Genomic DNA, 26,499 nt, shown 5'->3' with positions numbered 1-26,499 from the left:
CACCAGCCACGCCCGGCACCGTAAAATCAGGGGATGCCTACGATTCCTGTGATCCTCGACGTCGACACCGGCGTCGATGATGCCCTCGCCATCCTCTTCGCCGTCGCCCACCCCGACATCGAGGTGCTCGGCATCAGCTGTGTCGCCGGCAACGCCTCACTCGAGCGGGTCGTGGAGAACACCCTGCGGATCCTCGATGTCGCCGGAGCTCCCGACATCCCGGTCGCGGCCGGCGCCCGCCGTCCGTTGATCTCGCCGGCCCGCAGCGCGTCGCACGTGCACGGCGAGGGCGGTCTGGGCACCGTGCACCTGCCGCCGGGCGAGCGCACGCCGGCGCCGGTCAACGCCGTCGAGCTGATGCGCCGGCTCATCACCGACAGCCCCCGCCCGGTGACCGTGGTGGCACTGGCCCCGCAGACCAACCTCGCGCTGCTGCTGCGCCAGTACCCCGACCTGGCCGAGAACATCGAACGGATCGTGTTCATGGGCGGCTCGGCCAGCGTGGGCAACGCCACTGCCGTGGCCGAGTTCAACGTGTGGCACGACCCCGAGGCGGCGGCGATCGTACTCGACGCGGGCATCCCCACCTTCATGTACGGGCTGGACGTCTTCAACCAGGTGAGCGTTGACCGCGACCTGGCCACCGCGCTGGAGAGCGGCGACTCCGGCTACGGGCGGGTGGTCGGAGCGCTGCTGGCGAACCGGGTCGCCCGCAGCGAGAACAGCGCGGCTGAGTACACCGGGCTGATCGGTGACGCCGGGGCGCTTTGCGCGCTCGTCGACCCGGATGCGCTGACCACCCGACTGTTGCCCGTGCGGGTGGAGCTCACCGGGTACGGTCGCGGCCAGACCATCGTGGACCAGCGTCGCCGGGTGGGCGAAGACATCCTGCACGGCACCGCGGGCACCTGGGAGGTCGTGGAGGTCGCCCTGGACGTGGACGCCCCACGCTTTGCCCGCCTGTTCCTGGACACCCTGGGCCTCTCCCCCCTCGCGAACTGAGAGAAAAGCCCAAAAACTCGCCCGCGAAGGTGCTTAGGTCACAGTTCGCGGATGCGGGGGTCAGCGCAGGGCGCCGACCGAGGCCAGGGCCATGCGCAGGAGGCCACCGCGGCCGCCTTCCATCTCGGCCGAGACGGCGTCGGTGGCCGCCTCCTCCGGGGTCATCCAGGTGAGCTCGAGGGCATCCTGGCGGGGGTCGCAGGTGCCGGTGACGGGCACGACGTAGGCCAGCGACACGGCGTGCTGGCGGTCATCCGTGAACGCGGTGATGCCGGGCATCGGGAAGTACTCGGCAACCGAGTACGGCACCGGGCTCGGCGGCAGCTGCGGGAACGCCATCGGGCCGAGGTCCTTCTCGAGGTGCCGGAACAGGGCGTCGCGCAGGGTCTCGCCGTAGAGCACCCGGCCGGAGACCAGGGTGCGGGTCATTTTGCCCTCGGGGGTGGCGCGCAGCAGCACACCGACCTCGACGACCTGGCCCAGACCGTCGACGCGCACGGGCACGGCCTCGACGTACAGCAGCGGCAGCCGCTGGCGGATCTCGGCGAGCTCGACATCGCTCAGCCAACCCGGGTTCGAGTTGGGCGGCGGTGCGTCATCCCCGCCAGGCGTCCAGTCCGGATCGGGGTCAGGGGTGCGCACGCTCATAGTTCATTCTCACTCACGAGAGCCGCGGATGCACCACCGGGGTCCGCGAGTCCGCCCGCCCCGACCCCGCGAGCTGTGAGAAAAGGCACTTTCGTGGGCCTTGGGTCTTAGTTCGCGAGACCCCGCGGGTCTCGGGCGGGCGTGGAAGGATTGAGGGAGTCGGCGCTTTACCTGCGTCGACACCGACGTGAGGAACCGACACATGGCCACCAGCATCCGCCCCGAGCCGATCGATCCGGCCGCCGTGCTGTGGTCGGCCGCCGCACCCGACCGGGTGGGGCGCCCGCTGCTGCTGGTGCTGCACGGCTATGGGTCGACCGAGGGCGATCTGTTCGCGCTGGCCCCGCACCTGCCGCTGCAGCCGACGATCGCGGCGCTGCGGGCGCCACTGCCGGCCGGTCAGGGTTGGTCGTGGTTTCCCATCGGGGTGCCCGGCGATCCCGTCGGTGACGCTCTCGACGCGGCAGCGCTCGGCATCATCGAGTGGCTCGACGCCCTCCCCGAGCAGCCCACGTCCATCGGCCTGCTCGGCTTCTCGCAGGGCGGCGCCATGACGCTGCAGCTGATGCGGCACGCGCCGGAACGGTTCGCGTTCGCGGTGCAGTTGTCCGGGTTCATCGGCAGCGGCACGCATCCGGGCGACGCACGGCTCAAAGAGCTCGCGCCGCCGGTGTTCTGGGGCCGCGGCACTCTGGACCCGGTGATCCCCGAGGGCGCTGTCGCCCGCACCCAAGCCTGGCTGCCGGCGCACTCCACACTCACCGAGGGCATCTACGAGGGAATGGGCCATTCCATCTCGCAGGCCGAACTCGGCGAGATCGTCGCGTTCCTGCGCGAGCAGTACGCGGCTCCGGCGACGCCGGCGGTGCCGACCGTCTGACCGGCGCACCCCGGCACGGATGCCCCGACGTGCCCCCGAACGGACGAATTGCCCCGTCCCAATGGAGCAACTCGTCCGGGGCGGGGCAACTCGGTGAAACCAGAGAGCTAGGAGTTCTTGCGGGCGGCCTTCTCGTTCTGTGCGGCGAAACGCTCGGCGTGCGCCTTCTTGCGGGCCTTCTCAGCATCGCGGTCCTTCACGCGGATCTGCTCCTCGCGCACCTCGAACTGGGTGGCGCGCTCTGTGACGAGCCAGGCCGGCGGCTGCTGCAGCAGTGCCTGGATCTCGGCGCTGGTCAGCGGCTCGGTGACCTCACCGCGCACCAGGCCTGAGATCGACACGCCGAGCTTGGCGGCGACGACCTGCTTGGGGTGCGGGCCGTTGGCGCGCAGCTGGGTGAGCCACTCCGGCGGGTTCGCCTCGAGGGCGGCCAGCTCGGTGCGGGACACCGGCGTGGACTGGAACTCCTCGGGTGCTGCTTCGAGCAGAATCCCGAGCTTCTGGGCAGCCGTGGCCGGCTTCATGGTCTGGGGCTTCTTCTCGCTCATGGTTCCAGCGTATAGCCTGAGAGCACTATGGTTTCGGTGTCCTGCGCCCGGACACCACCAAAACGGCCCGCCGCCGGCACGTCGCACGCGCCCGCGGAGCCACCACCCACACTGATTTTGCACACGAGAGGATGCCGGTGACCTTTTCCATTGCCTTCGTCGCCGGGGTCACCCCCACCAAATGGACCCGCATCTGGGCCGAGCGGCGCCCGGAGGTCGAGCTCTCGGTCTTCCGCACCAGCATCGCCGATCAGGAGCTCGTTCTGCGCGACGGCCGCGCCGACGTGAGCCTGGTGCGCCTGCCCATCGATGACGACGGCCTGAGCCTGATCAACCTGTACAACGAGATCCCCGTGCTGGTGATGGCGAAGGATCACTTCCTGGCCGACGCCGACAGCGTGGTCGTGGCCGACCTGGTCGACGAGCACTTGCTGCAGGATCCCGACGACGTCCCCGAGTGGCGCGACGCGGCCGTTGAGGTGCGCGACGGCAGCCGCCGCCCGCTGCCGCCGATGCGCGACATGGACGAGACCATGGAATTGGTCGCCGCCGGCGTGGGCATCGTCATCCTGCCGCACTCGGTGGCCCGCCTGCACAGCCGCAAGGATGTCGTCTCCAAGCCGGTGGAGGACACCGCCGAGAGCCGCATCGCACTGGCCTGGCGCACGGTTGACACCACGCCCGACGTGGAGGAGTTCATCGGCATCGTGCGCGGCCGCACCCCGGACAGCTCACGCACCAACGCGGTCGCGGCCGGCGACGAGCCCGTGAAGAAGGAAAAGAAGACCGCCAAGGCCAAGGCCGCCGCCAAAGCAGTGCGCGCCGCCGCGGCGGCGGCCAAACCGGCCACCGCGCGCAAGACGCAGAGCGCCGGCCGCACCCGCAACTCCCCCAGCCCGCAGGCCGGCAAGCGCCGCGGCGGTCGCTGACCCGCCTCCCGCACGTCCCCGCGGGGAACACCACCCCCGAGATGCCCCGCTGCGGACGAGTTGCCCCGGCGCACCGGGGCAACTCGTCCGCAGGTGGGCAACTCGCGGAAGTGGGTCGCGCAATTACGCGAGCGACACCGGCTGCCGCACCACCGTGCGCAGCTTCTCCGGCGCGACGCGGCGCGGGTCGCCCAGGTAGACCTCGTGGTGCCGGCCGCGCTCGCGGAGGCCCGCCTGCGGGAGAACCTCGCCGTGCAGCCGGGCCAGCGCCGGCGCCTCGTCGTCGTAGGAGCCCACGTGCAGCAGCTGCGCGCAGAGTCCCTCGTCGAGCCGCTCTATGCGCACCCGGTCGAGGGCGGGCAGCGTCTTCTTCTTGCCGCGGGCCGCCGTGATGGCCTCCTCGATCGCCCCGTCGCTCACCCAGTCCGGTTGGCTGATCAGCATGGTCCAGCTCCACGCGGCCTTGTCGCGGGCACTGAACACGGATGCGTCGTCGGCGTACCAGAGCCCCTCCAGCGGGCCCACCACCAGGTCGCGGCCGCCACCGCGTTTGCTGGTGAACTTCACCGTGTACGACACCGCGTAGAGCGCCTCGACGGCCTCGACGTAGGCCGGCGCCGTGTTCGGATTCCCCGACCCGTCCACGGCGAGGAAGCGTTGCGGCGGCACCACCAGCGTCTCCCAGTCCCGGTTCTTCGGGGCGTACACTGCGCGCAGTTCTCGCTTCACGTCGTACGGCGCGGTCGCGACCTCGGTCACCAAAATCAGGCTTCCATCACTGCGATGACGTTGCCGGCCGGGTCGGCGAACCAGCCGCCGGTTGGCATCCCGCCGCCGCGTACGATTCCCCGCTCGTCCTGCTCGAAGCCGTCGTAGCGCAGCATTTCCACACCACGTTCCACCAGGGCATCCACCGACAGCTCGATGTCGGCCACTGCGAGGTTGAGGATGGTGAACACCGCGGGTTCGTGGTCCTCTTTGGGGTAGACGATCACCATCGCGCCGCCCGGCAGGGTGATTTCCAGCAGGCCCATCGGGTTGTCCACGACGTCGAGTCCGAGCACATCCCGGTAGAAGCCGCGGGCTTCCTCCAGGTCCGGCACGGCGAACCCGCTGAAGCCACGCAGGTAGGTCAGTTCTGATGTTGTCATGATCAGCTCCCTCTGGTTGAGTTTCCGAACCCGGTCAGCGGGAGCTGATCGAGGCGAACTTACGGATGCACAATGGCACAAACACCACGAGCAGCACAACAACCCCGATGAGCACGGTCAGCACTGGATTCTGCAGCGTCCAGACATCAGGCACCGGAGCGCTGCCCTCGTTGCCGAACAGTTCGCGGGCGGCCTGCACGAGCGCTGACACCGGGTTGAGTTCCGCGAAGACCCGCAACGGGTCGGGCAGGGTCTCGATCGGCACGAACGCGTTGGAGATGAAGGTGATCGGGAACAGGATGATGAACGAGGCGTTGTTGATCACCTCGGGTGAGCGCACGCTCATGCCCAGCAGCGCCATAACCCAGCTGAACGCATAGCTGAACAGCAGCAATAGCCCGAGCCCGGCGAAGAACTCGCCCATCGACGAGTTCACCCGCCAGCCGACCAAGAAGCCGGTGGCCATCATGATGATCATCGAGATGGTGTTGAGCACCAGGTCACCGTTGGTGCGGCCGACCAGCACCGCCGACGAGCTCATCGGCAGGCTGCGGAACCTGTCGATGATGCCGTCCTTGAGGTCCTGGGCCATGGCCGACCCGGAGAAGGTGGAGCCGAACACCACCGTCTGGGCGAAAATGCCGGCCATCAGGAACTGCACGTAGTCGGTGCCCTGCACCGCGATGGCGCCGGCGTACACCTGGCTGAACAGCAGCACGAACATGATCGGCTGGATGACGGCGAACACCAGCATGTCCGGGGTGCGCTTGATCTTGATGAGGTTGCGCTTGGTGGTCGTCCAGCCGTCCGAGTACCACAGCGACAGCGGGTTCCAGGTGGGCGGCGCCGGGGCGGGCCGGGTGGCGGTGGCGGTGGCGGTCATTTCACCTTCTCCATCTTGTCGTCTTCGTTTTCGCCCGCCGCCATGTCGGCCTTGTGCCCGGTGAGCTTGAGGAACACGTCATCGAGAGTGGGCCGGCGCATGCCGGCGTCGTGCAGTTGGATGCCGGCGGTACGCAGGTCGGCGAGCACCTGTTGCAGCGCCGGCGGGCCGTCGGTCACGGCCACGTCGAGGCCGCGTCTGTCGCTGGAAACCTGCGGTTCACCCGCTCCGTACCGGGCGAGCACCTCGCGGGCGGCGGGGGCGTCGGCCGCGTCGACCAGGGCGATCACCACCCGGTGGCCGCCGATCTGCGCCTTGAGCTCGTCGGAGGTGCCCTCGGCGATGACCTTGCCATAGTCGATGACCGCGATACTGTCGGCCAGCTGGTCGGCCTCCTCGAGGTACTGGGTGGTGAGCAGCACCGTGGTGCCGTTGTCGACGAGCTTGTTGATCACGCCCCACAGCGCAATCCGGCTGCGCGGGTCGAGCCCGGTGGTCGGTTCGTCGAGGAAGAGGATCTTGGGGTTGAACACCAGGGCGCCGGCCAGGTCGATGCGTCGCCGCATGCCGCCGGAGAAGCCCTTGACCGGCCGGTTACCGGCCGCGGTGAGCTCGAACAGTTCGATCAGCTCCTGCGCCCGCCGACGAGAGGCCGCGCCGCCGAGGTGGTAGAGCCGGCCCACCATTTCGAGGTTCTCGAAGCCGGTGAGGTTCTCGTCGACGGCCGCGTACTGGCCGGAAACCCCGATGATGCTGCGCACCGCCTTCGGGTCCTCGAGCACGTTGATGCCGTCCACGACAGCGGTGCCGGTGTCGGGCCGGATGAGGGTGGTCAGGATTTTGACCACCGTGGTCTTGCCGGCACCGTTGGGCCCGAGGATCGCCTTGACGGTGCCGCGCGGCACGGTCAGGTCGAGTCCGGCGAGCGCGTGCACCGGTCCGGACTTGGATTTGTAGGTCTTGGTAAGCCCGAAGGCTTCGATGATTGTCATGCCATACCCCTGCCGTCGGATGGCTACACTGATATGTGTACGTTGTGCACATGTGAGCTTTTATCGTAACGAAACGGATGCGCGTTGACAACGGGTCTCGGCAATTCTCCGGCGCGAACTTCGTACCGGCATGGCGACCTGCGCCGCGCCCTCATCGAGGCCGGCGTCGACCTGGCCGGCGAGGGCGGGCCGTCCGCTGTGGTGCTGCGGGAGGCCACCCGGCGGGTCGGGGTCACCCCCAGCGCGGCGTACCGGCATTTCGCTGACCGGCAAGCGCTGTTGGATGCCGTGTGCTCGAGCTGCCAGGCGCTGGTGGCGGGGGCCATCGAGGCCGATCAGGCGCGCATCCCCGCGACGGACGCGACAGAGTCGGCCCGGCTGCGCTTTCGCGCCGTGGGCACCGGGTACCTGCGTTTCGCCCTCGAGGAGCCCGGCCGATTCCAGACCGCGTTCTCGGCGTCGTCGGACCTGGAGAGCGCCACCAGCTCCGCGCGCGCCGGCGAGCGCGGCCTCACCCCGTTCCAGCTGCTCACCGTCGCGCTCGATGATCTGGTGACCGAGGGTCTACTGCCGGCCGAGCGCCGGCCGGCAGCGGAGTTCCTGGCCTGGTCTGCCGTGCACGGGCTGGCGGAACTGTTCATCGACGGGCCGCTGCGGGCCCTGCCGGACCCGGTGAAGCAGACCCTGATCACCCGGGTGATCGACATGGTGGAGCAGGGGCTGTAGCCGCCTCAGCCGACCGCTGCCTCGGAGCCCAACTCCACGCTCCCGTCGGGTCGCCAGGTGAGGTAGGTATTCAGCGGGCCCGTCAGGGAGCCGTCGACCGGCGACGAGAAGATTCCCTCCGCCCGCCAGTACAGCCGCAACCCCGTCGCCGGGAACTCCTGCTCCAGGGTGCACGTGGACAAATAGTCCAGGGTCTGGGGCACCACGATCAGGCAGACCATGTTCGAGGTCGTGCGGGCGACGTAGTAGACCAGCTGCGGCACGGATCCCGCCTCGACCGAGCCCATCGAACCCAGTTGCCGCAGGGTCGGCGGGTCAAACACCTCGGGGAGCGGGATCGCGGGCAGGTCCTCCGGCGTCTGCTCCCGCTGGAAGGCCGACAGCGCGAGGGGTGGTGAAGTGCTGGCAGCGGTGGTCGAGGGCGCGGGCGCGCCGCCCGGCACGGTGCCGGCGGAAAACTGTCCGCCGACGATCACGCCCACCAGCACCGCGGCGGTGAGTCCGCCGATGAGCAACAACCGCCGTCGCCCCGCGGCGGGACGAGGCGCATCCGCCGCCGGCCAGTCATCCGCTTCGCCGACCGCGTCGGGTTCGGCGGTGTCTCCGGGGCCACCCAGGTTGTCGGCTCCGGCGAGCGCCGCGCCGACACCCGTCTGCGCAGCGATCACGGCCGCATCGATGGCGCCGGTCTCCCGAATGATCTCGGCCTCGAGCCTGCGCAGGTCCTCGTGCACCCGATGATCGCCCGCGGCGTCGGCGTCCGCCGCGAACACCCGGTGTTGCAGAGCACGCACTCGGGCCAGCGGCGCGAGCAAGCCGCCCGGCGACGTGTCGAGCGGATGCGATGCCCACCACAGCGCGTCGAGAACGTCCCAACTCCCGGCGTGGTGAGAGCGCACCGCCTCGAGGAATTCGGGGTCGTTCAGCGCCAGGTCGTACAGGTCGTCGTGGTGCTGTGCCACTGGGTCCCCCTCATCGCTGGGCACAGCCTGACACACGGGCCGGCGGTGCGCTCACCCCGGTGGGGGGCTACGGGCCGGTGGGCGAGCGGAGCGTCATTTCCGAGGTGACCTCACCCGTGCGGCCCCAGATCACGGTGACATCACCGATCATGTCGCCCATCTCGTCCTCCACGTAGAAGTCCGGCGGCAACTGCGCGAGGTAGTCAGCGCTCTCCCAGGACAGGCGCAACCCGATCGACGGATATTCCGACTCGAGAGCGCAGGTCGACAGGTAGCCGCTGCCCTCCGGAATCGCAACGAGGCAGATCAGGCTGCCGCTCGCCCGCACCGCGTAGAACGGTGACCGCCCCACCAGGTTCGGGCCCTCTGCCCACCCCGCCGAGCCCAGATATCTGAAGGAGTCCGGCTCGAAGGTGGCGGACATCGCCCGCGCGGGGATGTCCTCCGGACGCTGCGCCTGCGCGAACAGCGCCGCCGGGTTGCCGGGTGTCTCGGCGGTGGCGCTCGCGGACGGCGCCGGCGACGAGGCCGCCTCGGTGAGCCGGCTGCCCAACACCGCGCCGATCACGGCTGCCGCGACCAGGGCCACGGCCACGATCGCGGAGGGCAGCAACCGTCGGCGCGCGGTGCGCCCGGTCGGGACCTCGGCGGGTGTCGCCGGTGCGGGTGAGTCGCCGGTGGCCTCGGTCGGGTCGAGGTGCGGCGGGCCGTCGGCTGTCGGGGCGGTCGGCTCCGGGTCGGCCATGCGGCGCCTGAGGTCAGCGTGGGCGGCGGTGATCGCGTCCGTCGCGGCCGAGCGTTCGGCCACGATCTCGGCCTCGAGCTCCCGCACGACCTGGGCCACAGCGTGGTCGCCGGCAGCGTCGCCATCCGCCGCGAAGACCCGGCGTTGCAGCTCCCGCAGCCGGTGGATGGGCGACGGGCTCCCGCTCGGGGCGGGGTCTTCAGGGTGCCACTCCCACCAGAGCGCATCGAGCAGGTTCCACCGACCGGTATGGGCCGCGGTCGCCGCCGCCAGGAAGCGCTGATCAGCCAGCGCCTGGTCATACGGGTCGTCGTAGACGTTCTCAACCAATGAAACCCCCATCATTGTTGCACCCAGCCTGTCACACCCCGCGGCCGGCTTCAGGGGACCAGCGCCCGGCCGGTGCCCCGCGTCTCGATCGTCGAGTCCCGCATCCAAGTCACCGTGATGTCCATCACCATCGCTGTCCGGCCGTTCTCTTCCACCGGAAGAACGTCGCTGCTCTGCCAGGACAGGCGGAGGCCGCCCCGGGGAAAGTCCGCCTCGAGGGTACAGGTGGTGAGATAGCCGGCGCCCTCGGGCATCGCCACGAGGCAGATCGTGTTCGACGCACCGCGCGCGGCGTAGTAGGGCGAATCCGTCACGCCGTTGGCATCGACGTCCCGCCACCCCGACGAGCCGAGATATCTGAACGAGGCGGGGTCGTAGGCCCCCGGCAGCGGCACCCGCGGGATGTCTTGGCCGGTCTGGACCCGGGCGAAGACCTGGGCCGCCAGCACCGGCACGGTCGGGGTGCGGGTGCTGGTTGCGGTGGGGGTGGGTTCCGGGGCGCCGGACCGACTGGCGCTGGTCACCTGGCTGCCCACGAGGGCTCCGAGCAGCAACGCTCCGACCAGGCCGGCGCCCAGCAGCAGGCGGCGGCGCGGAGGCACCCACCGGGGCGTGCTGCCGACGATACTGCTGCCGACGACGACGTGAGGAGCGAACGGCGTCCCGGTGGCCGGCAACTCGGTGGCCGGCTGCTCGGTGCCGGACGACTCGGTGCCCGGCCGCTCGATGGCCGGCGACTCGGTGTCCGGCGGCTCGCGACCCGCGTGCGCTGCAGCGAGCGCCGCGCCGATGTTCGCCCGTTCTTCCCCGATCTCCGCTTCCAGCTCACGCACGGCATCGGCCACGGCACCGTCGCCGGCCGCGTCGCCATCCGCCGCGAACAACCGGCGTTGCAGGCTGCTCAGCCGGGCGACGGGTGAGGGGCTGCCGCTCGGGGCCGCCTCGGCAGGATGCCTGCACCACCAGAGCGCGTCGAGCACCGGCCAGTGGCCCCGGTGGGCCGCGGTCACGGCGCGCAGAAAGTCCGGATCGGTCAGGGCGCGCTCGTACGGGTCATCGTCACGCCGCGCCTGTGCCACGAGACTCCCGTCATTGATGCGCACATCCTGCCACCATCCGGCCGATCCGGCCCCGGGCATCCGCCGGCCTTGCCCGGTCAGCGCGAGAAGGACACGGTGCTGTTTCCGCTGAAACGCCCGGTGCCCTACGCGCTGGTCGAGCGGCTCGCCCGCGCCCTCATCGCCGCGCGGGCGACGTAGAACCGTCGGCGCGGCCCCGCCGCCATTGGCCGGGTCCCCGGCCGGTGGCAGGATGCCCGCATGATGGCGACCGGCATCCGTACCAACCCGTGGGGCGGGCAGCGCCAGACACGCTGGCAACAGGCGGTGGACTGGCCGCTCACGATCGCAGCCATCCTCTTCCTGGTCGCCTATTCGATCACGGTGATCGGCGATGTGGATGTCGCCACCGCCGACCTCCTGCGGCTGCTGATCCTGGTCAGCTGGGCGCTGTTCCCGGTGAGCTACCTCGTGGAGATCGCCCTCGCCGACCACCCCTGGCAGTGGGTGCTGCACCATCCGGTCAACCTGCTCTTCGTGTTGCTGCCGCTGCTGCGGCCACTGCGGCTGCTGCGGGTCGTCGCGCACAGCAACGTCTTCCAGCAGTCTGCGGGCACGGCCTTTCGCGCCAGGGTGCTGGTCTACCTCGCCGGCGCCGCGACCCTGGTCACCTACATCGCCGCCCTCGCCGTACTCGAGGCCGAACGGGCGACCCCGGACGCCAACATCACCTCGTTCGGTGACTCCTTCTGGTGGGCCGCCGTGACCATCACCACCGTCGGCTACGGCGATTTCACTCCGGTCACCCTGCGCGGGCGCACCATCGCCACCGCGCTGATGCTCGGCGGCGTGGCCGTGCTGGGTGTCCTCACGGCCACCCTCTCGTCCTGGATCGTGCAGCGGGTGTCCGAGCTCGAGGACCGCCACAAGTAGCCGAAAACCGGCCGCGGACACGAATAGGGCCAGCGAGGCGGGAATGATACACTCTCCGAATACCCTTAACGAACCGCTGTGCCATTTTCAGTCGCGTGTTGTATCCAGTGAGTTGCCCTGGGTGCGTCGAATCGGCTGTGGCAGCACCGCGGCGGAGCACGGCCGGCGCCCCGCGCCGCCGTCCGGGTGATACGTCAACCACGCTCAACGAATTATGAGGCTGCATCAGATGATTTTCGAAGTCGGCGAGACCGTCGTCTATCCCCACCACGGCGCGGCAACCATCACCGCGGTCGAGACCCGCACGATCAAGGGTGTCGAGAAGCGTTACATCACGCTCACCGTCCACCAGAGTGATCTGGCCATCAACCTGCCCATCGACAACGCCGAGCTCGTCGGCGTGCGCGACGTCATCGACGCCGCCGGTGTCGAGGCCGTCTTCGACGTGCTCCGCAGCGATGTCGAAGAAGAGCCCAGCAACTGGTCGCGTCGTTACAAGGCCAACACCGAGAAGATGGGCAGCGGCAGCGTCTATCGCGTCAGCGAGGTCGTTCGCGACCTGTGGCGCCGCGACCGCATCTCCGGCGTTTCCGCCGGCGAGAAGCGGATGCTCATCAAGGCTCGCCAGGTTCTCGTCTCCGAGCTCGCGCTCGCGCAGAAGTCCACCGAAGAAGAGGCCTTCGTCACCCTTGACGACGTGCTGAACGCCAGCGTCGCCGAAGTCGCCTAGTTCACCACCTCTGTAGTTCATCACCTTGACGCGTCGCCGGATGCGCAGCCTGTCTGCTGCCGCCCGGCGGCGCGTTTGTGTTGTCGGGGTGCTGGTGGGCCTGGCGCTGTCCGGCTGCGCGTCCGGCCCGTCGCCCGCATCCGGCCCGGTGCCGCCGCCGGTGGGCGGTGGCCTCGACTATCAGCTCGGCGGCGCCTACGACCCACCAGCCGGAGTGGACATCGTCGTGCGTGACAGCACCGATGAGCCCGCGGCCGGCCTCTACTCGGTGTGTTACCTGAACGGTTTCCAGACCCAGCCGGCAGAGTCCCAGCGGATACTCGAGGATTCGCCCGAGCTGATCCTTACAGCCGGCGGCGGGCCGGTGCGCGACGAGAATTGGCCGGACGAGCTTCTGTTCGACACCGGCAGCGCCGGGAAGCGCACCGCACTCGCCGCGCTGCTGCTCCCCCTACTGACGAACTGTGCGACGTCCGGCTTCGACGCCGTGGAGATCGACAACCTCGACTCGTACACCCGGTCGGCCGGTCTGCTCACCGCCGAGGACAATGTCGCGTTCGCGCGCATCCTGGTCGCCGCCGCGCACGACGAGGGCCTGGCGATCGGCCAGAAGAACGCCGCCGACCTGGCGGAGCCCCTCGCCGAGCTGTTCGACTTCGCCGTCGCCGAGGAATGCGACCGTTGGCAGGAGTGCGGGCTCTACCGGGCGGCCTACGGCGATCGGGTGCTGGCCATCGAATACACCGACGACCTGCGCGTTGACTTCGCCGCAGTCTGCGCGGTGCCTGACCGGCCGCGGTCGATGATCCTGCGCGACCGCGATCTCGTCGTGACCGGTGCACCGGGGTACGTATACGAACGCTGCTGAGGCGGCTCCGCCGACCGGGTTCGGTGGGGCGACCAAACCATCCGGCCGACGGCGGCGAATCAGTGTCGTGAGGCAACGGGCCTTGCGGTTCACACTTCAGGAGCTCCCCCATGCGATTCATTCCCACCAAGGTCCACGCGGTCCTCGACTACGTCGTTGCGATCGCCCTGATCCTCGCCCCCACCATCTTCATGTTCGAAGAGGTCGGCGGCGCCGCGGTCATCGTTCCCCGCGTCCTCGGCGTCGGCCTGATCCTCTACAGCCTGTTCACCCGCTACGAGCTGGGCCTGATCAAGGTCATCGGCATGCCGATCCACCTCGTCTTCGACGTGCTGGCATCGATCGTCCTGATCGCGTCGCCGTTCCTGTTCGGCTTCGCTGACGAGGCGCCGAACGCCTGGCTGCCGCACATCGTAGTCGGCGTCGCCGTGATCCTCGTCGTGCTGTGCTCGAAGAGCCAGCCCGGCGTCAGCGTCTCCGGCACCAGGGCGCACGCCAACAGCGTCGCCTGACCCGCACGGCCCTCGACTGCGGCAGGCGCCCCCGGCACTGGGAGCGCCTGCCGCTTTTTCGCGCCCGGACATGCCGAGTTGCCGCAAGATGCCCCTCCGACCGTCCCTAGCGGGATCTTGCGGCACGTGCGTGTATCACCCGCGCTCGACTTGCCGGAAACTGCCCCCTCGGGCGCGCGATGGGGCGTTTTGCGGCAAGTCGGCGCCGCGCTACTGTCCGTACCGCGACGGGCTAGCGCGGCGGATTAGCGCGCCGGACGCAGCATCCGCCACAGCAGCGCTCGCTCGGTTACGCCCCAGAGCGCGCTCACCGTGAGGTAGATCGCCGCGGCCAGCGGCACGAAGGCCGCGAAGACCACGCTGATCAGCGGCAGCCAGCTGAGCACACCGGTCATGGTCGCCTGGGCGGCGGGCGAGAGCGCACCCGGGGCGGCCGGCGACGCCGCGCCAGGGGCGGGCGCGGCGGCGGATACGGCTCCCTGGGCCAGCATCAGCCGTCGGCTGAGCAGCTGGGCCACCAGCAACACGCCGAGCAGCACGCCGCCGACCAGAAGCACCGTGGGGGTGGGCCCGGCACCCCAGCCGGTGAGGATGCTGGTGCCCAGCGGACTGCCGAACAGGCCAGCTGCGAGAAGGGCGTTGTCGTGCCCGTTGATGGTGCCCAACACAAACAGGCCGTAGACGATCGAGAGGATCGGCGCCTGCACCAGCAGGGGCAGGCACCCGGCCAGCGGCGAGGCGTTCTCGGCGGCGTAGAGGGCGGCCGTCTCGCGTTGCAGACGCTCCGGGTTAGTGCCGTGCAGCCGCCGCAGCTCGGTCAGCCGCGGGGCGAGGCGTTGGCGCAGCTGCTGCGCGCGCGCTTGGGATACCCCCACCGGGATGAGCAGCAGGCGCAGGGCGAGGGTGAGCACGATGACGGCGAGGGCCGCCGCGTTCGCGGTGGCGAACGGGGTGAGGAACAGGGTGAGGTTGTGCAGAACGGCGTAGGCCGCGTCGAGCACGGCCGCGATGGGGCCGAAGGCATAGATGTCCATGGAAAGCTCCCGGTCGGAATACGGAAAAAGAGGAACCGTATGGTCGCGACAGGGCGGCGGGGCACCCGGCGGGTGCGGCGCGAGAGAGCTCCCTAGGCGACCGGGAGGGCGCGGCCCGGGGCGCGCGGCTGAGGCTTCCCTGGCGCATCCGGAACGCTTTGGCCGACCTGGGAGGCCAGCTCGGGGTAGGGCCGGGCGACGGGGGTGGGGGCGCCGGTGAGCACCATGACCAGCATCGCGAGCACCTGCTGGGCCGCGCCGGTGACGGCCACGGCCGAGGCGGCCAGGGTGAACAGCGCCGCGAGGGCGAGCAGCTCGCCGAAGCCGCGGCCGCCGAGGGAGAGCGCACCGAGGCCGAACCCGGAGCCCAGGCTCAGGCCGAGCAGCACCGACAAGCGGGCAGTCGGCGACGCCGGCGGCATCAACGTGCGTGCGCGCATCCGGGGCCCCTTTCTTGCGGTCGACCCGGCCAGCCTAGCCGGATGCAGCGCGGCTGCGCTCAGCGCGGCCGGACTCAGAGCGCCCGCATCGAATTGTTGCGCTTCTCGTGGGTGAGCTCGGCCAGGCCCAGGTGCTCGAGCAGCGGGGGCAGGTACATGCCGAAGCGACCGCGGTAGCCCTTGCGCAGGCCGTACCAGCCGCCGACCGGATTGTCCGGGGACCGGCCCCACGCTTCGACGCTGCCCTCCGGTGCGGTCTTCTGTTCGTCGCTGGCGCCGAGCGGCACCCAGTCGCCCTGCTCGACCAGCCAGGCGTGCAGGTCGTCGATGGCCCTGGCCTGATACTTCAGGGTCGTGGCGCCCACCTGGCAGACAAGTTCGTCGCCCTCGCGGTACATCGAGTACGTCGAGGTGCCGGGCGCTGTCGTGAGCTGCCAGGGCTCGGCAGGCGTTCCGTCGGTCATCAGGGTCTCCATTCGTCAGCGAATGCGGGGAACCCACCGGCTCCCGTCGGCCCCAGCCTAGGCCGGGCGCCGCGAAACGCCACGGCGCCGTCACGCCACCGAGTACGCTGAGCGCACGTGAATCAGGGAGGACCCGCGCATGGCGAAGAAGGATGCATCCGCCACACCCCGCATGGACAAGAAGCTCTACGAGGGCGAGCTGCGTCGGCTGCAGTCCGACCTCGTGACCATGCAGGAGTGGGTCCGCGAGTCCGGCGCCCGGATCGTGGTGATCTTCGAGGGTCGTGATGCCGCCGGCAAGGGGTCGGCCATCAAGCGGGTCACCGAGTACCTCAATCCGCGCATTGCGCGCATCGTGGCGCTGCCCGTGCCCACCGACCGCCAGCGCGGCCAGTGGTATTTCCAGCGCTACATCGAGCACCTGCCCACCGCGGGCGAGATCGTACTGATGGACCGGTCCTGGTACAACCGTGCGGGCGTCGAGAAGGTGATGGGCTACTGCACGCCAGACGAATACCGCCGGTTCCTGCACCAAGCTCCCCTGTTCGAACGGATGCTCGTCGAAGACGGCATCATCCTGCTCAAGTACTGGTTCTCGGTGTCCGACCGGGAGCAGGAACTGCGCTTCCGGTCACGGCTGAACGACCCGATGCGGCGCTGGAAGCTCTCGGACACCGATGTGCTCTCGATCACCAAGTGGGTGGACTATTCGAAGGCCAAGGACGAGATGTTCGTGCACACCGACATCGCCGAGGCACCCTGGTGGGTGGTCGAAAGCGAAGACAAGCGCGCCGCCCGCCTGAATATGATCAGCCATTTCCTGTCGATGGTGCCCTACGAGCAGATGGAGCCGCCGCCCGTGCACATCCCGCACCGGCCGCCGTCGTCGGACTACGAGCGGCCACCGCGCGAGCTCACGCGCCCGGTGCCCGATCACGCGGCGCGCATCACCGAGCTGGCCGCGGAGGCCAAGGCCAAGAAAAAGAAGAAGAGCTGACCCGGGGTCAGCCGATGGTGCGGGGTCGGGCGGGTTCGCGCAAGCGTGCCTTGGCCCCGTGCTCGATCAGCACCGGGACGTAGTCGCGGATCGGCTTGCCGTCGAGCAGGTGGCGTTCCTCGGTGACGACGCCTTCGATGACCGACCGCGGCCGATCGGGAAACTTCTCGGCCAGCCTGTCGATGACTTGGGAGACGGCCTGGTCTTCGTGCTGCTGACGTTCTTGAGTGTCCACGGGATCAGTTTGCGCCGACGCCCGCACCCGGGTCAACTTCGGAGATACTGAACGCCCCACCCTGCACGGACGTGCGCGCCCGCGTCGCGACGATGGTCAGGCCGCGCGGGGCCCGTCGAGCAGGGCCTCGGCGGCGGCGCGGGCCGATCTGGCGGCATCCGGGGTGCCACAGATGGCCGCGGTGGTCTGAGCGCCCTCGGCCAGCAACACCAGCATGGGTGCCAGCTCGGCCGGGGCGCCGGCCGCCGCGACCAGCTTCCCGACGTAGCCCTGGAAACCGACCTTCTGGGCCCGGGCGGCCTCGGCCACGGCCGGCACCGTCGCACCGAGTTCACCGAAGGCGTTCACGAATCCGCAGCCCCGGTAGTCGTCGCTGACGAAGCACTCGAGCAGATAGTCGTAAATCGACAGCACCCGCTCGCGCGGGGTCGTCGCGGTCGCGGCAGCGCGTTCCAGGCCGGCGGACCACTGCTCGTGCCTGCTGTGCAGCACGGCGAGCACGATCGCCTCCTTCGACGGGAAGAGGGCATAGAGCTTCTTCAGTGACAGCCCGGTCTCGGCGCGCAGTTCGTCCATCGACACGGCCTGGATGCCCCGGCTGTAGTACAACCGGTCGGCGGCGGCGGTCGCGACTTCACGCGGGCTACTTACAGTGTTCACACAAACCTCACTTGCATTGAGAACGTTCGTTCTCTAGGCTAGCAAACAGATCGGAGAACGCACGTTCTCTGGCAGACGAAGGGGACCATGACATGTCGTTCATCACGGTTGGCACAGAGAACAGCACCAACATCGACCTCTACTACGAAGATCACGGAACCGGCCAGCCGGTGGTGCTGATCCACGGCTTCCCGCTCGACGGGCACTCCTGGGAGAAGCAGTCTGCGGCCCTCCTCGACGCGGGCTACCGCGTGATCACCTACGACCGCCGCGGCTTCGGCCAGTCCAGCCAGCCCACGGTCGGGTTCGACTACGACACCTTCGCCGCCGACCTCAACGTCGTACTCGAGACCCTCGACCTGCGGGACGTCGTCCTGGTCGGCTTCTCGATGGGCACCGGAGAGGTCGGTCGGTACCTGGGCAGCTACGGGTCCGACCGGGTGGCGAAGGCCGTCTTCCTCGCCTCCCTCGAGCCGTTCCTGCTCAAGACCGACGAGAACCCGGGCGGCGCCGCGCCCCTGGAGTTCTTCGAGGGCATCGTCGACGCCGTCAAGGCCGACCGCTACGCCTACTTCACCGAGTTCTACACGAACTTCTACAACACGGCCGAGAACCTCGGCAGCCGGCTGAGCGTCGAGGCCCTGCAGAACAGCTGGAATGTGGCCGCCGGCTCCGGATCGTTCGCGGCGGCCGCGGCCCCGCTGACCTGGATCACCGACTTCCGCGCCGACGTGGCGAAGATCACGGTTCCCTCTCTGATCGTGCACGGCACGAGCGACAACATCCTGCCGATCGACTCCACCGGCCGACTCTTCGCGAAGGCCCTGCCGGCGGCCGAGTACGTCGAGATCGACGGCGCCCCGCACGGGATGCTGTGGACCCACGCGGCCGAGATCAACGAGGTTCTGCTGGCCTTCCTGGCCAAGTAGGCGGCACCCCTCGACCACCGCAACTGTTGCCCGTGCGGACAACTGTGCCCGGCGTACCGGGCGCACCTGTCCGCATGGGCAACGGTTGGGCCTAGGAGCATGCCTCAGGGGCGCTGGGCGGGCGGCGCCTCGGCCAGGAGGGTGCGGGCCGCGAGGCCGATGATGGCGCTGTAGGTGGGGTAGGCGAACCGCACGTGGGCGAGGGTCGCCACATCCACGCCGGCGGCGATGGCCGTGGTCACCGACTGCACCACCTCGATGGCGTTCTCGCCCACGGCGTGTGCACCGAGGATCAGCTCCCGGCGCCGGTCGGAGATCAGCATCAGGAACCCGCGTTCCCTGTCGTCGATCACCGCTCGGTCCAGGCTCGCATACGGCACCGTGGCCACCACGCAGAGCGGGTCACGGGCACGTGCCTGCTCCTCGGTGAGCCCCACCCCGGCATAGTCGGGATCGGTGAACCCGCCCGCGGGCAGCAGGTGGTGCGGGGTGCGACGGTTGGTGCCCAGCACCGCGTTCTCGGCCGCGGCCTCACCCTCGAACTGGGCGGCCTGCACGAGCATGTCACGGCCGTTCGCGTCGCCGACGGCGAAGATGTGCGACACCTCGCTGCGGAAGTACTGGTCGACGGGAATCGCGGACCGCTCCGTGGCCACGCCCGCGTTCGCGAGGCCCAGGTCGTCGACATCCGCCGGCCAGCCGGTCGCCATGATCACGGCATCGAACTGTCCTGACACCGGTTCACCGGCCGCACGCCAGGTCAGGAGGATCGAGCCATCCGGCTGCTTCACCAGCGACTCGACGGTCTCGATGCCGGTCTCGACCCGAGTGCCCTGCTCGCGGAACGCCGTGGTCACCCCGGCGGAGACGGCGGCGTCGGAGGCCATCAGGATCCGCGGTGCCACGTCGAGCAGCGTCACCCTCGAGCCGAACGAACTGAAAATGGTCACCAGCTGGGCGCCGGTGTTGCCGCCGCCGATCACCGCGAGGCGTTCGGGCAGGGCGGGCAGGGTGAGTACGTGTTCGGGCACCGTCGCCAGGTCGGCGCCGGGGATCGGCAGCCGGCGTGAGTGACCGCCCACGCAGATCAGGATGTTGTCGGCGCTGATGCGGCGGCCGCTGTCGAGCTCCACGGTGTGCGGGTCGACGAACCGGGCCCGTCCCTCGAGGACGAGGTCGATGCCGGCGGCGCTGAACCGCTCGGCCTCGCGTTTGATCGACCGTACTCTGTCGACGGATTCGGTGACCCTGGCGGCCGTGGTGCGCCAGTCGAATCGCTGGATGACGGCCTCGATGCCGTAGGTCTCGGCGGTGCGCACCTCGCGCATCAGCCTGGCCGCCTTCGCGAGCGCCCGGGTGGGCACGCAGCCGGTGTTCACACAGGTGCCCCCGGTGCGATCGGCCTCGACGACCACGACCCCGGCCCCCAGCTCGGCCGCGCGGAGGGCAGCGGCCGTGCCGGCGGGGCCGGCGCCGATCACCAGCACGTCGTAGTGCGAGCGGGGTGCGGTGGCCGCGGCGGAGCCGGCCGGGGAGGAGACAATGGGATCAGCGGGCATGGGAACCTCCTGGCAACAGAACGGAGCACCGACTCTGCCAGCGGGTCCTGAGAAAAGCCCTTGACCGGCAGCTAGGCGGGGCCTGGCACACCCTTGGTCGGCTTGCCCTGGCTGGACTTGGCCGCCCGGCCGGCCTTGCGCAGGGCGCGCTGGCGGGCATCCTCGACCTTCATCAGGGTGCGGGTTTCATCGAGGTCGCCGATCAGGGGGCGCCACCAGGCGGCCGCGGGGTCGGCATCCACCAGGATCGTTCGGATCAGCAGGGTGAGCGGAATCGCCAGGATCGCGCCGATGGCACCGAGCACGATCGCCCAGAACAGCACCGAGGCGAAGGTTAGGGATTGGCTGAGGGCGACGGCGTTGCCGACCACCCGGGGCTGCACGATCGACTGCACCACCCCGTTGACGATCGCGTAGATCACGATCACGGGCAGCGCGAGCTCCCAGCCGCCGGTGAGGAACGCGAACACCGTGGGCGGGATGATGGCGATGAAGTAGCCCACATTGGGGATGAAGCTGCACAGGAATGACAGCAGCCCCCAGAGGAACGCGCCCGGCACCCCGAGCAGCACGAGCGCCACGGCGTTCAAGACACCTTGGACGATGCCGAGGAGGGTGGTGGCCACCATGTAGCGGCGCACGCTGGAGGCGAAGTTCGTCAGGGCCTCCACCAGTGTGGGTCGGGTCGGCCGCAGTTGAGTGAGCAGGGTGGGCAGGTAGCCGGCGTCCGCCGCCATCAGGATCAGCATGGTCAACACGATCACGAGGGCGACCGTGATGTTGGTGATGCTGCCGAAGAGTCCGGAGACGACCGAAGCCAGATTGCTCGGGTCAAGGCTGTCCTCGACGGCCTGCACCTGCGCCGAGCCGAATCCGAGGCTCGCGAGCCAGTCGGTGATGGTGGTGGCGATGTCGCTGATCTGGCTGGAGAACTGGGGCAGCAGGGTGGCGAATTGGCCCAGGGCCAGGCCCAGCGCCGCCACGAAGGCCGCCAGCACGATGAACACCGTCGCGACAACGGATCCCGTGGCCAGACCCCGCGGCACGCCGCGCCGTTCCAGGCCCCGGCGCACCGGGTGCGCGCAGATGGTGAGCACCAGCGCCAGGAGGATCGGCGCCGCGATGCCGGCAATGGCGGCCAGGCCGAAGACCGCCACCGTGGCACCGCCCAGACCGACGAGGATCGAGGTGCTGCGGTGCGACGAGACCGGCGGACCGACGATCACCGGCTCGTCGCTGGCCACGCCTCGGGGGTGCGCCTCGTCCCTCTGGGGTTGTTTCCTTGATCGGCGTCGCCACATGGGGTCCCTTCCGCATCGGTTCGCGTCAGGCACAGTGTCCTCCCCCGCAGCCCGCCGCGGCGTCACCCGTTTCGGGTGAGCCCGCGGGGTCAGGCGGGCGTCAGAGCCCGGGTAGGTGCCGGATATTGGACCGCGCCATCTGCACCGCCTCACCCACCCCACCGTTGAGCACGGTCTTCGACAGGGCCAGCGCGAAGCCCTTCACCTGCTTGGCGGTCACGTTCGGCGGCAGGGACAGCGCCAGCGGGTCGGTGACGATGTCGACCAGGGCGGGCCCCTCATGGGCGAAGGCGGCCGTGAGCGCGGACCGCAGCACCGCGGGGTCTTCCACCCGCACGGCATGGAAGCCGAGCGCGGTGGCCACGGCAGCGTAGTCGACGGCGGGCACGTCGACACCGAAGTCGGGGTACCCGTCGACGAACATCTCCAGTTTCACCAGGCCCAGAGTGGAGTTGTTGAACACCACGACCTTCACCGGAAGCTGCTGCGCGGCGATGGTGATGAGCTCGCCGAGCAACATCGCCAGTCCACCGTCGCCGCTGATGGTGACCACTTGTCGGTCGGGGTAGGCGCTCTGGGCGCCGATCGCCTGCGGCACCGCGTTGGCCATCGACCCGTGCAGGTACGAGCCGATCAGCCGGCGACGCCCATTGGGGGTGAGGTACCGGGCCTGCCAGACGTTGCCCATGCCGGTGTCGGCGGTGACGATGGCGTCGTCGGCGACGAGCTCATCGAGCATGGCGGCCGCGAACTCCGGGTGGATCGGGCGGCCGTGGTCGACATCCGTGTAGGTGCCGACGACCGAGCTGAGCAGTTTCTCGTGCTTCTTGAGGGTGCGTTCGAGGAAAGCCCGGTCGGTCTTCTTCGTCACCAGGTCGGTGAGGGCCGCGAGCGTGGCCGCCACGTCGCCGTGTACCGGATGGGTGACGCTGACCCGACGGCCCAAGTGGGACGGGTCGGTGTCGACCTGGGCGATGACCACCTTGTCGCCGTCGGGCAGGAACTGCTCATAGGGGAAGTCGGTGCCCAGAAGCAGCACCAGGTCGGCGTCGTGGATGCCGGCGTGCGCGGCCCCGTAGCCGAGCAGACCGGTCATGCCCACGTCGAACGGGTTGTCGTACTGGATCCATTCCTTGCCCCGCAGGCTGTGCCCGATGGGCGCGGCGACGAGGTCGGCGAAGGCGATCACCGCGTCGTGGGCACCGGCGACGCCGGCCCCGGCGAAGATCGCGACGGTCTTGGCCCGGTTGATCGCGTCGGCCAGGGCACGCACGTCATCCGCTGCGGGCACCACGGTCGGTCGCCCCGGCAACACGAAACGGGGCACGGCGCCCTCGGCATCGAGTTCGGCGACGTCACCGGGCAGGGTGACCACCGATACCCCGCTCAGGGCGACCGCGTGCCGCATGGCCGCGTTGACCACCTTGGGCGACTGCTCGGCGGAGGAGACCAGTTCCCGGTAGTGCGAGCACTCGGTGAAGAGCCGGTCCGGGTGGGTTTCCTGGAAGAAGCCGCTTCCGATCTGACCAGTCGGGATGTGGCTGGCGATGGCCAGCACCGGCGCTCCGCTGCGGTGTGCGTCGTAGAGTCCGTTGATCAGGTGCAGGTTTCCCGGACCGCAGCTGCCGGCGCACACGGCGAGGCGTCCGGTGAGCTGGGCCTCGGCGCCGGCCGCGAAGGCCGCGGCCTCCTCATTGCGCACGTGCACCCAGTCGATGCCGCCCTTGGCGGCTCCGCCGGTTCGACGCACGGCGTCGACGACGGGGTTGAGGCTGTCCCCGACGATGCCGTAGATGCGGCGCACCCCGGCGTCCACGAGTTGGGCGATGATCTGGTCTGCGACGGTCTGAGCCATCCGTCCAGTAAACCCCGCGCGCCCGGCACGGCGATATCCCTCGAGGGCACAGTCAGCGAACTCTCAGCGGCGCTGGACTTGGCTCACGGAGAAACTCCAGGGGCGTCACCGTACCGAGGTCGGTCTAATCGCCCGCGGATACCGCGACCGGCGTGACGTCCCAGACCACGGGTGCGGGGTAGAACGGATTGACGGCGGGATCAGGCGCCGAGAAAGCCATGCCACCCAGGTTGTGCCAGCCCAACCCGACCACCGTGGAACCTTTGGGTGCCGTGTACAGCACACAGGCGAGGTACTCGTCCGGTCCCCGGTCCTCGTCGAGGTCGAACCGCTCGAGCTCGAACGGGCAGATCGTGTTCGCCGTCAAGGAGCCCATGTATTCGCGCTCCACGATGCCGCCTTCGGTGCCGTCGTCGAGCACCGGACGCAGGAGCGGGGTCGCGTAGGCGGTCACGCTGCCGGTGACCCAGCGGTACTGAATCACGGCGAAGAACGGGGTTTCCCCCGCGAACCCCGCACCGTTGTCGAAAACGTCCCAATAGGAGGGTTCTCCCTCGACGACACCCAACACGGTTGTTTCGATCGCGTCCCCCGGCACACCCTTGTAGTTGGACTGCGGAAGCAGGGCGATCTCGCCGACCTCGAGGTGCTGTCCGGGCGTGGCCGTTGGCGCCCTGTCGACCGGCATGGCGACGGTGTCGAACGGCAGCGCGGGCAACTGGTCGTCGTCGGCATTCCCCGAGCAGCCGGCCAGCAGAACGCCGACGGCGAGTGCGCCGACGAGCGGCAGCGCGGCCCCTCGACCCACCAGTTCACGAAGTCTCATGTGTATCCCCCTGTGGCAAACATCGCAGCGCGTCGGGACAAAAGCAATTCCGGGCAGGGGCATCGTCGTGGGAGGCTTACCGCGTGAACGGAAAACTGGCTGGCGGATTTGACGGCGGTGCCCATCTGGTCGACGGCACGATTCGTCGAATTCCCGGCCCCTGGACACCGGCCGTGAACGCCCTTCTGCAGCATCTGGCATCCACCGGTTTCGTCGGAGCGCCGCGCCCGCTCGGCTCTGACGCGCAGGGCCGCGACGTGCTCAGCTATCTCGACGGTTCGACCGTCGGCAACCTCCGCCCGTGGCCGCGCTGGACCCACAGCGACGGAGCGCTCCTGGATGTGGGCGACTGGCTCAGGCGCTATCACTCCGCCGTCGCCGACTTCGTCCCGCCCGCAGGGTCGCGGTGGCGCGAGGGCCGGGCGTGGAAACCCGGCTTGATCATCGGCCACAACGATGCGGCGCCCTACAACGCGGTCTGGAATGCACACGGGCTCGTGGGTTTCGTGGACTGGGACATGGCCGGCCCGACCACGAGCGCCGAAGACCTCGCCTGGGTCGTCTTCTCCTGGGTGCCGCTCCACGCGCGTCAGCTCGTTGTTGACGAAGGATTCACCGCATTCGGAGAGCGCCGGGCTCGTTTGGAGTCGATTCTCCGGGTCTACGGGTGGGGCGGAACGACAGACGATGTGCTCGAGCTCATCCGTCGACGCGTGCAGACGCAACGGGACATCATCCGCTCAGTGGCCAGCTGCGGCGACGAGACCTATCGAAGGATGCTGGCTCACGGGGTCGATCTCACCCTTCAGTCCGCGTTGGGTGAGCTCGATACGGTCTGATGGCGTCGCTCGTGGGGGTCGACACCGCGAGCCCCTGCAGGACTCGGCGTCAGCCGCGGGTGCGGGGCGCCGTGGTGCTGTCGCGCACGATCAGCTCCGGGGCGATCGCGGGAATCGTCTCCGCGCCCTCGCCGCCCATCAGCTGCAGCAGACGGCCGACCGCGAGGCGGCCGACCTCGTCGAAGTCGAGCCTGATCGTGGTGAGTCCGGGCTGGAAATACCTGGCCTCGCTCATGTCGTCGAAGCCCACGACGCTCACGTCGCCAGGCACCGACAGGCCACGTTCGGTCAGGGCCTTCATGATGCCCAGGGCCATGGAGTCATTCGCGGCGAGCACCGCCGTGATGGCCGGGTTCTCGGCGATCAACAGTCCGGCACGGTAGCCGGATTCAACGGTCCAGTCTGCCGTGGAGAACTCGGGGTTCACCGGGCGGTGGGCGACGGCCAGCTCGGCCAGCCAGCCGGCGCGGCGAGCGTCCGACGCCATCCAGCCCCGCGGTCCGGCCACATGCCACACGGTGTCATGCCCGAGGTCGAGCAGATGCCGGGTGGCCAGTCGCGCCCCGAGCCCGTCGTCCATGGTCACGGCGTGAGAGCTGGCCGGCGCGCCCTGTTCGAAGCGGACGATGGGCACGTCCAGGTCCAACCCGTTGAGTACCGGGGCCGCGGCGGACATCGGTGCCAGCACGACAATCCCGTCCACGGAGTCACCGAGCAGGGTGTCCACGGCCGCCCGGATGTCATTCGAATCGACATCGGAGATACTCACGAGGCTGGTGGCGTAGCCGTTGCGGCGCGCCTCCTCTGCGACGCCGAAGAGCACCATTGTCGAGCCGTGCACCGGCAGGGAATAGCTGAGCACCCCGAGGTTCATCGAACGATTGGTCGCCAACGCGCGTGCAGCCGAATTCCGGTTGTACCGCAGCTGGGTGATCGCCCGTTCGACCCGTTCCCGCACCTCGGGCCCCACATTGCTGTGGCCGTTCACGACCCGCGACACGGTTTGTTGGGACACTCCGGCGAGCCTGGCCACGTCGATCATGCGCACACTGCGGTTCGCCGGGCGCTGGCTCTCGCCCACCGGGCCCACGGGAGAAGTCGACATCGGTCAAGAATACCCTCATGGGGTGCGAGAGCGCACTATCGCGAGGGATCTCTGGTGCTTCGCCCAGTGACGAATATCAGTCGAAATTCACCTGTTCATCAGGGAGCGTGCCGCATCGACTGCGCGCTGGAAACCAGAAACCGTCGTGATAGTGCGCTAACATTCAGCGCTGATAGTGCGCTAACATACAACCGCGTGATAGTTGTCTCAAAGCGCAACACAACGAAGGCGGAATGCTAAATGAGTTCCTATGAACCCGAGATCGAGGTCGCGATCGCGCGTGTGCGGGCGGATATCGCTCGGCTGCATGGTGAGTTGACGGCCAATGGCTTGGTGGTGTGGACCGGCGGTAACGTGT

Annotated in this window: 30 protein-coding genes and 1 pseudogene; 12 read left to right on the top strand and 19 right to left on the bottom strand. The window is 69.2% G+C overall.

Going from position 1 to position 26,499, the window contains the following annotated elements:
* Positions 1 to 33 precede the first annotated feature (33 nt).
* Entirely contained in the window at positions 34 to 1,002 is a 969-nt protein-coding gene (locus tag E3O60_RS07160; protein ID WP_134408149.1) for a nucleoside hydrolase, read from the top strand.
* A gap of 60 nt (positions 1,003 to 1,062) precedes the next feature.
* On the opposite strand, the gene E3O60_RS07155 is transcribed toward E3O60_RS07160, so the two are convergent.
* Positions 1,063 to 1,650: an NUDIX hydrolase family protein gene (locus tag E3O60_RS07155; protein ID WP_088457242.1), complete on the bottom strand. Its 588-nt coding sequence runs from the start codon at positions 1,648 to 1,650 to the stop codon at positions 1,063 to 1,065.
* A gap of 202 nt (positions 1,651 to 1,852) precedes the next feature.
* Between E3O60_RS07155 and E3O60_RS07150 the strand changes: the two genes are divergently transcribed.
* Positions 1,853 to 2,530, top strand: coding sequence for an alpha/beta hydrolase (locus E3O60_RS07150; RefSeq protein WP_134497616.1), 678 nt, complete (start codon positions 1,853 to 1,855; stop codon positions 2,528 to 2,530).
* A 107-nt stretch (positions 2,531 to 2,637) separates the two neighbouring features.
* Here E3O60_RS07150 and E3O60_RS07145 read toward each other — a convergent pair whose 3' ends face one another.
* The gene (locus tag E3O60_RS07145; protein ID WP_088457244.1) at positions 2,638 to 3,078 is read right to left on the bottom strand and encodes a DUF5997 family protein; all 441 of its coding nucleotides are present in this window, start codon (positions 3,076 to 3,078) and stop codon (positions 2,638 to 2,640) included.
* A 131-nt stretch (positions 3,079 to 3,209) separates the two neighbouring features.
* Between E3O60_RS07145 and E3O60_RS07140 the strand changes: the two genes are divergently transcribed.
* Complete coding sequence (locus E3O60_RS07140; RefSeq protein WP_088457245.1) at positions 3,210 to 4,007, top strand: LysR family substrate-binding domain-containing protein; 798 nt, start codon at positions 3,210 to 3,212, stop codon at positions 4,005 to 4,007.
* Positions 4,008 to 4,130: 123 nt separating this feature from the next.
* Here E3O60_RS07140 and E3O60_RS07135 read toward each other — a convergent pair whose 3' ends face one another.
* Genes E3O60_RS07135 through E3O60_RS07120 form a run of 4 tightly spaced genes read right to left on the bottom strand, consistent with a single transcriptional unit; the run spans position 4,131 to position 7,033 of the window.
* Positions 4,131 to 4,766: a GyrI-like domain-containing protein gene (locus tag E3O60_RS07135; RefSeq protein ID WP_134480996.1), complete on the bottom strand. Its 636-nt coding sequence runs from the start codon at positions 4,764 to 4,766 to the stop codon at positions 4,131 to 4,133.
* 5 nt (positions 4,767 to 4,771) lie between these two features.
* Positions 4,772 to 5,158, bottom strand: coding sequence for a VOC family protein (locus E3O60_RS07130; protein WP_134497614.1), 387 nt, complete (start codon positions 5,156 to 5,158; stop codon positions 4,772 to 4,774).
* A 34-nt stretch (positions 5,159 to 5,192) separates the two neighbouring features.
* Positions 5,193 to 6,041, bottom strand: coding sequence for an ABC transporter permease (locus E3O60_RS07125; protein WP_134497612.1), 849 nt, complete (start codon positions 6,039 to 6,041; stop codon positions 5,193 to 5,195).
* A complete protein-coding gene (locus E3O60_RS07120) occupies positions 6,038 to 7,033 on the bottom strand; it encodes an ATP-binding cassette domain-containing protein (protein WP_134497610.1) in 996 nt (331 codons plus the stop codon). Before E3O60_RS07120 ends, E3O60_RS07125 begins: the two co-directional genes overlap by 4 nt.
* An 84-nt stretch (positions 7,034 to 7,117) precedes the next feature.
* On the opposite strand from E3O60_RS07120, the gene E3O60_RS07115 reads away from it, so the two are divergent.
* The gene (locus tag E3O60_RS07115; protein ID WP_088457249.1) at positions 7,118 to 7,759 is read left to right on the top strand and encodes a TetR/AcrR family transcriptional regulator; all 642 of its coding nucleotides are present in this window, start codon (positions 7,118 to 7,120) and stop codon (positions 7,757 to 7,759) included.
* 5 nt (positions 7,760 to 7,764) lie between these two features.
* On the opposite strand, the gene E3O60_RS07110 is transcribed toward E3O60_RS07115, so the two are convergent.
* The 3 genes from E3O60_RS07110 to E3O60_RS07100 form a co-directional block, all read right to left on the bottom strand.
* Positions 7,765 to 8,721 (bottom strand): hypothetical protein, encoded by a 957-nt coding sequence (locus E3O60_RS07110; protein WP_088457250.1) that lies wholly within the window; start codon positions 8,719 to 8,721, stop codon positions 7,765 to 7,767.
* A gap of 67 nt (positions 8,722 to 8,788) precedes the next feature.
* Positions 8,789 to 9,796 (bottom strand): hypothetical protein, encoded by a 1,008-nt coding sequence (locus E3O60_RS07105; RefSeq protein WP_088457251.1) that lies wholly within the window; start codon positions 9,794 to 9,796, stop codon positions 8,789 to 8,791.
* Positions 9,797 to 9,846: 50 nt separating this feature from the next.
* A complete protein-coding gene (locus E3O60_RS07100; protein WP_134480994.1) occupies positions 9,847 to 10,935 on the bottom strand; it encodes a hypothetical protein in 1,089 nt (362 codons plus the stop codon).
* Positions 10,936 to 11,115: 180 nt separating this feature from the next.
* Between E3O60_RS07100 and E3O60_RS07095 the strand changes: the two genes are divergently transcribed.
* From E3O60_RS07095 to E3O60_RS07080, 4 genes are all read left to right on the top strand, one after another.
* Positions 11,116 to 11,787, top strand: coding sequence for a potassium channel family protein (locus tag E3O60_RS07095; RefSeq protein ID WP_088457253.1), 672 nt, complete (start codon positions 11,116 to 11,118; stop codon positions 11,785 to 11,787).
* A gap of 229 nt (positions 11,788 to 12,016) precedes the next feature.
* A complete protein-coding gene (locus tag E3O60_RS07090) occupies positions 12,017 to 12,517 on the top strand; it encodes a CarD family transcriptional regulator (protein ID WP_066597804.1) in 501 nt (166 codons plus the stop codon).
* Between the two features lie 40 nt (positions 12,518 to 12,557).
* Positions 12,558 to 13,385 carry an endo alpha-1,4 polygalactosaminidase gene (locus tag E3O60_RS07085; protein WP_088457254.1) on the top strand — a complete coding sequence of 276 codons (828 nt, stop codon included), beginning with the start codon at positions 12,558 to 12,560 and terminating at the stop codon, positions 13,383 to 13,385.
* Between the two features lie 110 nt (positions 13,386 to 13,495).
* The gene (locus E3O60_RS07080; protein ID WP_088457255.1) at positions 13,496 to 13,897 is read left to right on the top strand and encodes an SPW repeat protein; all 402 of its coding nucleotides are present in this window, start codon (positions 13,496 to 13,498) and stop codon (positions 13,895 to 13,897) included.
* A 245-nt stretch (positions 13,898 to 14,142) separates the two neighbouring features.
* On the opposite strand, the gene E3O60_RS07075 is transcribed toward E3O60_RS07080, so the two are convergent.
* The 3 genes from E3O60_RS07075 to E3O60_RS07065 form a co-directional block, all read right to left on the bottom strand.
* A complete protein-coding gene (locus E3O60_RS07075; protein ID WP_088457256.1) occupies positions 14,143 to 14,931 on the bottom strand; it encodes a membrane protein insertase YidC in 789 nt (262 codons plus the stop codon).
* A 92-nt stretch (positions 14,932 to 15,023) separates the two neighbouring features.
* On the bottom strand, positions 15,024 to 15,371 hold the full coding sequence (locus tag E3O60_RS07070) for a DUF6412 domain-containing protein (RefSeq protein WP_103478879.1): 348 nt from the start codon (positions 15,369 to 15,371) through the stop codon (positions 15,024 to 15,026).
* Between the two features lie 74 nt (positions 15,372 to 15,445).
* Positions 15,446 to 15,835 carry a DUF6855 family protein gene (locus tag E3O60_RS07065; RefSeq protein WP_088457258.1) on the bottom strand — a complete coding sequence of 130 codons (390 nt, stop codon included), beginning with the start codon at positions 15,833 to 15,835 and terminating at the stop codon, positions 15,446 to 15,448.
* A gap of 139 nt (positions 15,836 to 15,974) precedes the next feature.
* Here E3O60_RS07065 and ppk2 point away from each other — a divergent pair, with 139 nt between their 5' ends.
* Positions 15,975 to 16,832, top strand: coding sequence for a polyphosphate kinase 2 (ppk2, locus tag E3O60_RS07060; protein ID WP_240632267.1), 858 nt, complete (start codon positions 15,975 to 15,977; stop codon positions 16,830 to 16,832).
* Between the two features lie 7 nt (positions 16,833 to 16,839).
* On the opposite strand, the gene E3O60_RS07055 is transcribed toward ppk2, so the two are convergent.
* The gene (locus E3O60_RS07055) at positions 16,840 to 17,067 is read right to left on the bottom strand and encodes a three-helix bundle dimerization domain-containing protein (protein ID WP_088457260.1); all 228 of its coding nucleotides are present in this window, start codon (positions 17,065 to 17,067) and stop codon (positions 16,840 to 16,842) included.
* Between the two features lie 96 nt (positions 17,068 to 17,163).
* Positions 17,164 to 17,727: a TetR/AcrR family transcriptional regulator gene (locus E3O60_RS07050; RefSeq protein WP_088457261.1), complete on the bottom strand. Its 564-nt coding sequence runs from the start codon at positions 17,725 to 17,727 to the stop codon at positions 17,164 to 17,166.
* 92 nt (positions 17,728 to 17,819) lie between these two features.
* Between E3O60_RS07050 and E3O60_RS07045 the strand changes: the two genes are divergently transcribed.
* A complete protein-coding gene (locus tag E3O60_RS07045) occupies positions 17,820 to 18,656 on the top strand; it encodes an alpha/beta fold hydrolase (RefSeq protein WP_088457262.1) in 837 nt (278 codons plus the stop codon).
* Between the two features lie 104 nt (positions 18,657 to 18,760).
* On the opposite strand, the gene E3O60_RS07040 is transcribed toward E3O60_RS07045, so the two are convergent.
* The 4 genes from E3O60_RS07040 to E3O60_RS07025 form a co-directional block, all read right to left on the bottom strand.
* A complete protein-coding gene (locus E3O60_RS07040) occupies positions 18,761 to 20,215 on the bottom strand; it encodes an NAD(P)/FAD-dependent oxidoreductase (RefSeq protein ID WP_134408146.1) in 1,455 nt (484 codons plus the stop codon).
* A 71-nt stretch (positions 20,216 to 20,286) separates the two neighbouring features.
* Positions 20,287 to 21,459 carry an AI-2E family transporter gene (locus tag E3O60_RS07035; protein ID WP_241979986.1) on the bottom strand — a complete coding sequence of 391 codons (1,173 nt, stop codon included), beginning with the start codon at positions 21,457 to 21,459 and terminating at the stop codon, positions 20,287 to 20,289.
* Positions 21,460 to 21,616: 157 nt separating this feature from the next.
* Positions 21,617 to 23,371 (bottom strand): pyruvate dehydrogenase, encoded by a 1,755-nt coding sequence (locus E3O60_RS07030; protein ID WP_134408144.1) that lies wholly within the window; start codon positions 23,369 to 23,371, stop codon positions 21,617 to 21,619.
* A 124-nt stretch (positions 23,372 to 23,495) separates the two neighbouring features.
* Positions 23,496 to 24,197 (bottom strand): hypothetical protein, encoded by a 702-nt coding sequence (locus E3O60_RS07025; protein ID WP_134408143.1) that lies wholly within the window; start codon positions 24,195 to 24,197, stop codon positions 23,496 to 23,498.
* A gap of 83 nt (positions 24,198 to 24,280) precedes the next feature.
* On the opposite strand from E3O60_RS07025, the gene E3O60_RS07020 reads away from it, so the two are divergent.
* Complete coding sequence (locus tag E3O60_RS07020; protein ID WP_134408142.1) at positions 24,281 to 25,036, top strand: phosphotransferase; 756 nt, start codon at positions 24,281 to 24,283, stop codon at positions 25,034 to 25,036.
* A 49-nt stretch (positions 25,037 to 25,085) separates the two neighbouring features.
* On the opposite strand, the gene E3O60_RS07015 is transcribed toward E3O60_RS07020, so the two are convergent.
* On the bottom strand, positions 25,086 to 26,141 hold the full coding sequence (locus E3O60_RS07015; RefSeq protein ID WP_370294247.1) for a LacI family DNA-binding transcriptional regulator: 1,056 nt from the start codon (positions 26,139 to 26,141) through the stop codon (positions 25,086 to 25,088).
* Positions 26,142 to 26,381: 240 nt separating this feature from the next.
* On the opposite strand from E3O60_RS07015, the pseudogene E3O60_RS19090 reads away from it, so the two are divergent.
* A pseudogene (locus E3O60_RS19090) lies at positions 26,382 to 26,499 on the top strand (L-ribulose-5-phosphate 4-epimerase); the annotation flags it as partial.

Source organism: Cryobacterium sp. TMB1-7 (genome assembly GCF_004402435.1).
Classification (GTDB): domain Bacteria; phylum Actinomycetota; class Actinomycetes; order Actinomycetales; family Microbacteriaceae; genus Cryobacterium; species Cryobacterium zongtaii.
This window is presented reverse-complemented; position numbering and strand designations above follow the sequence as displayed.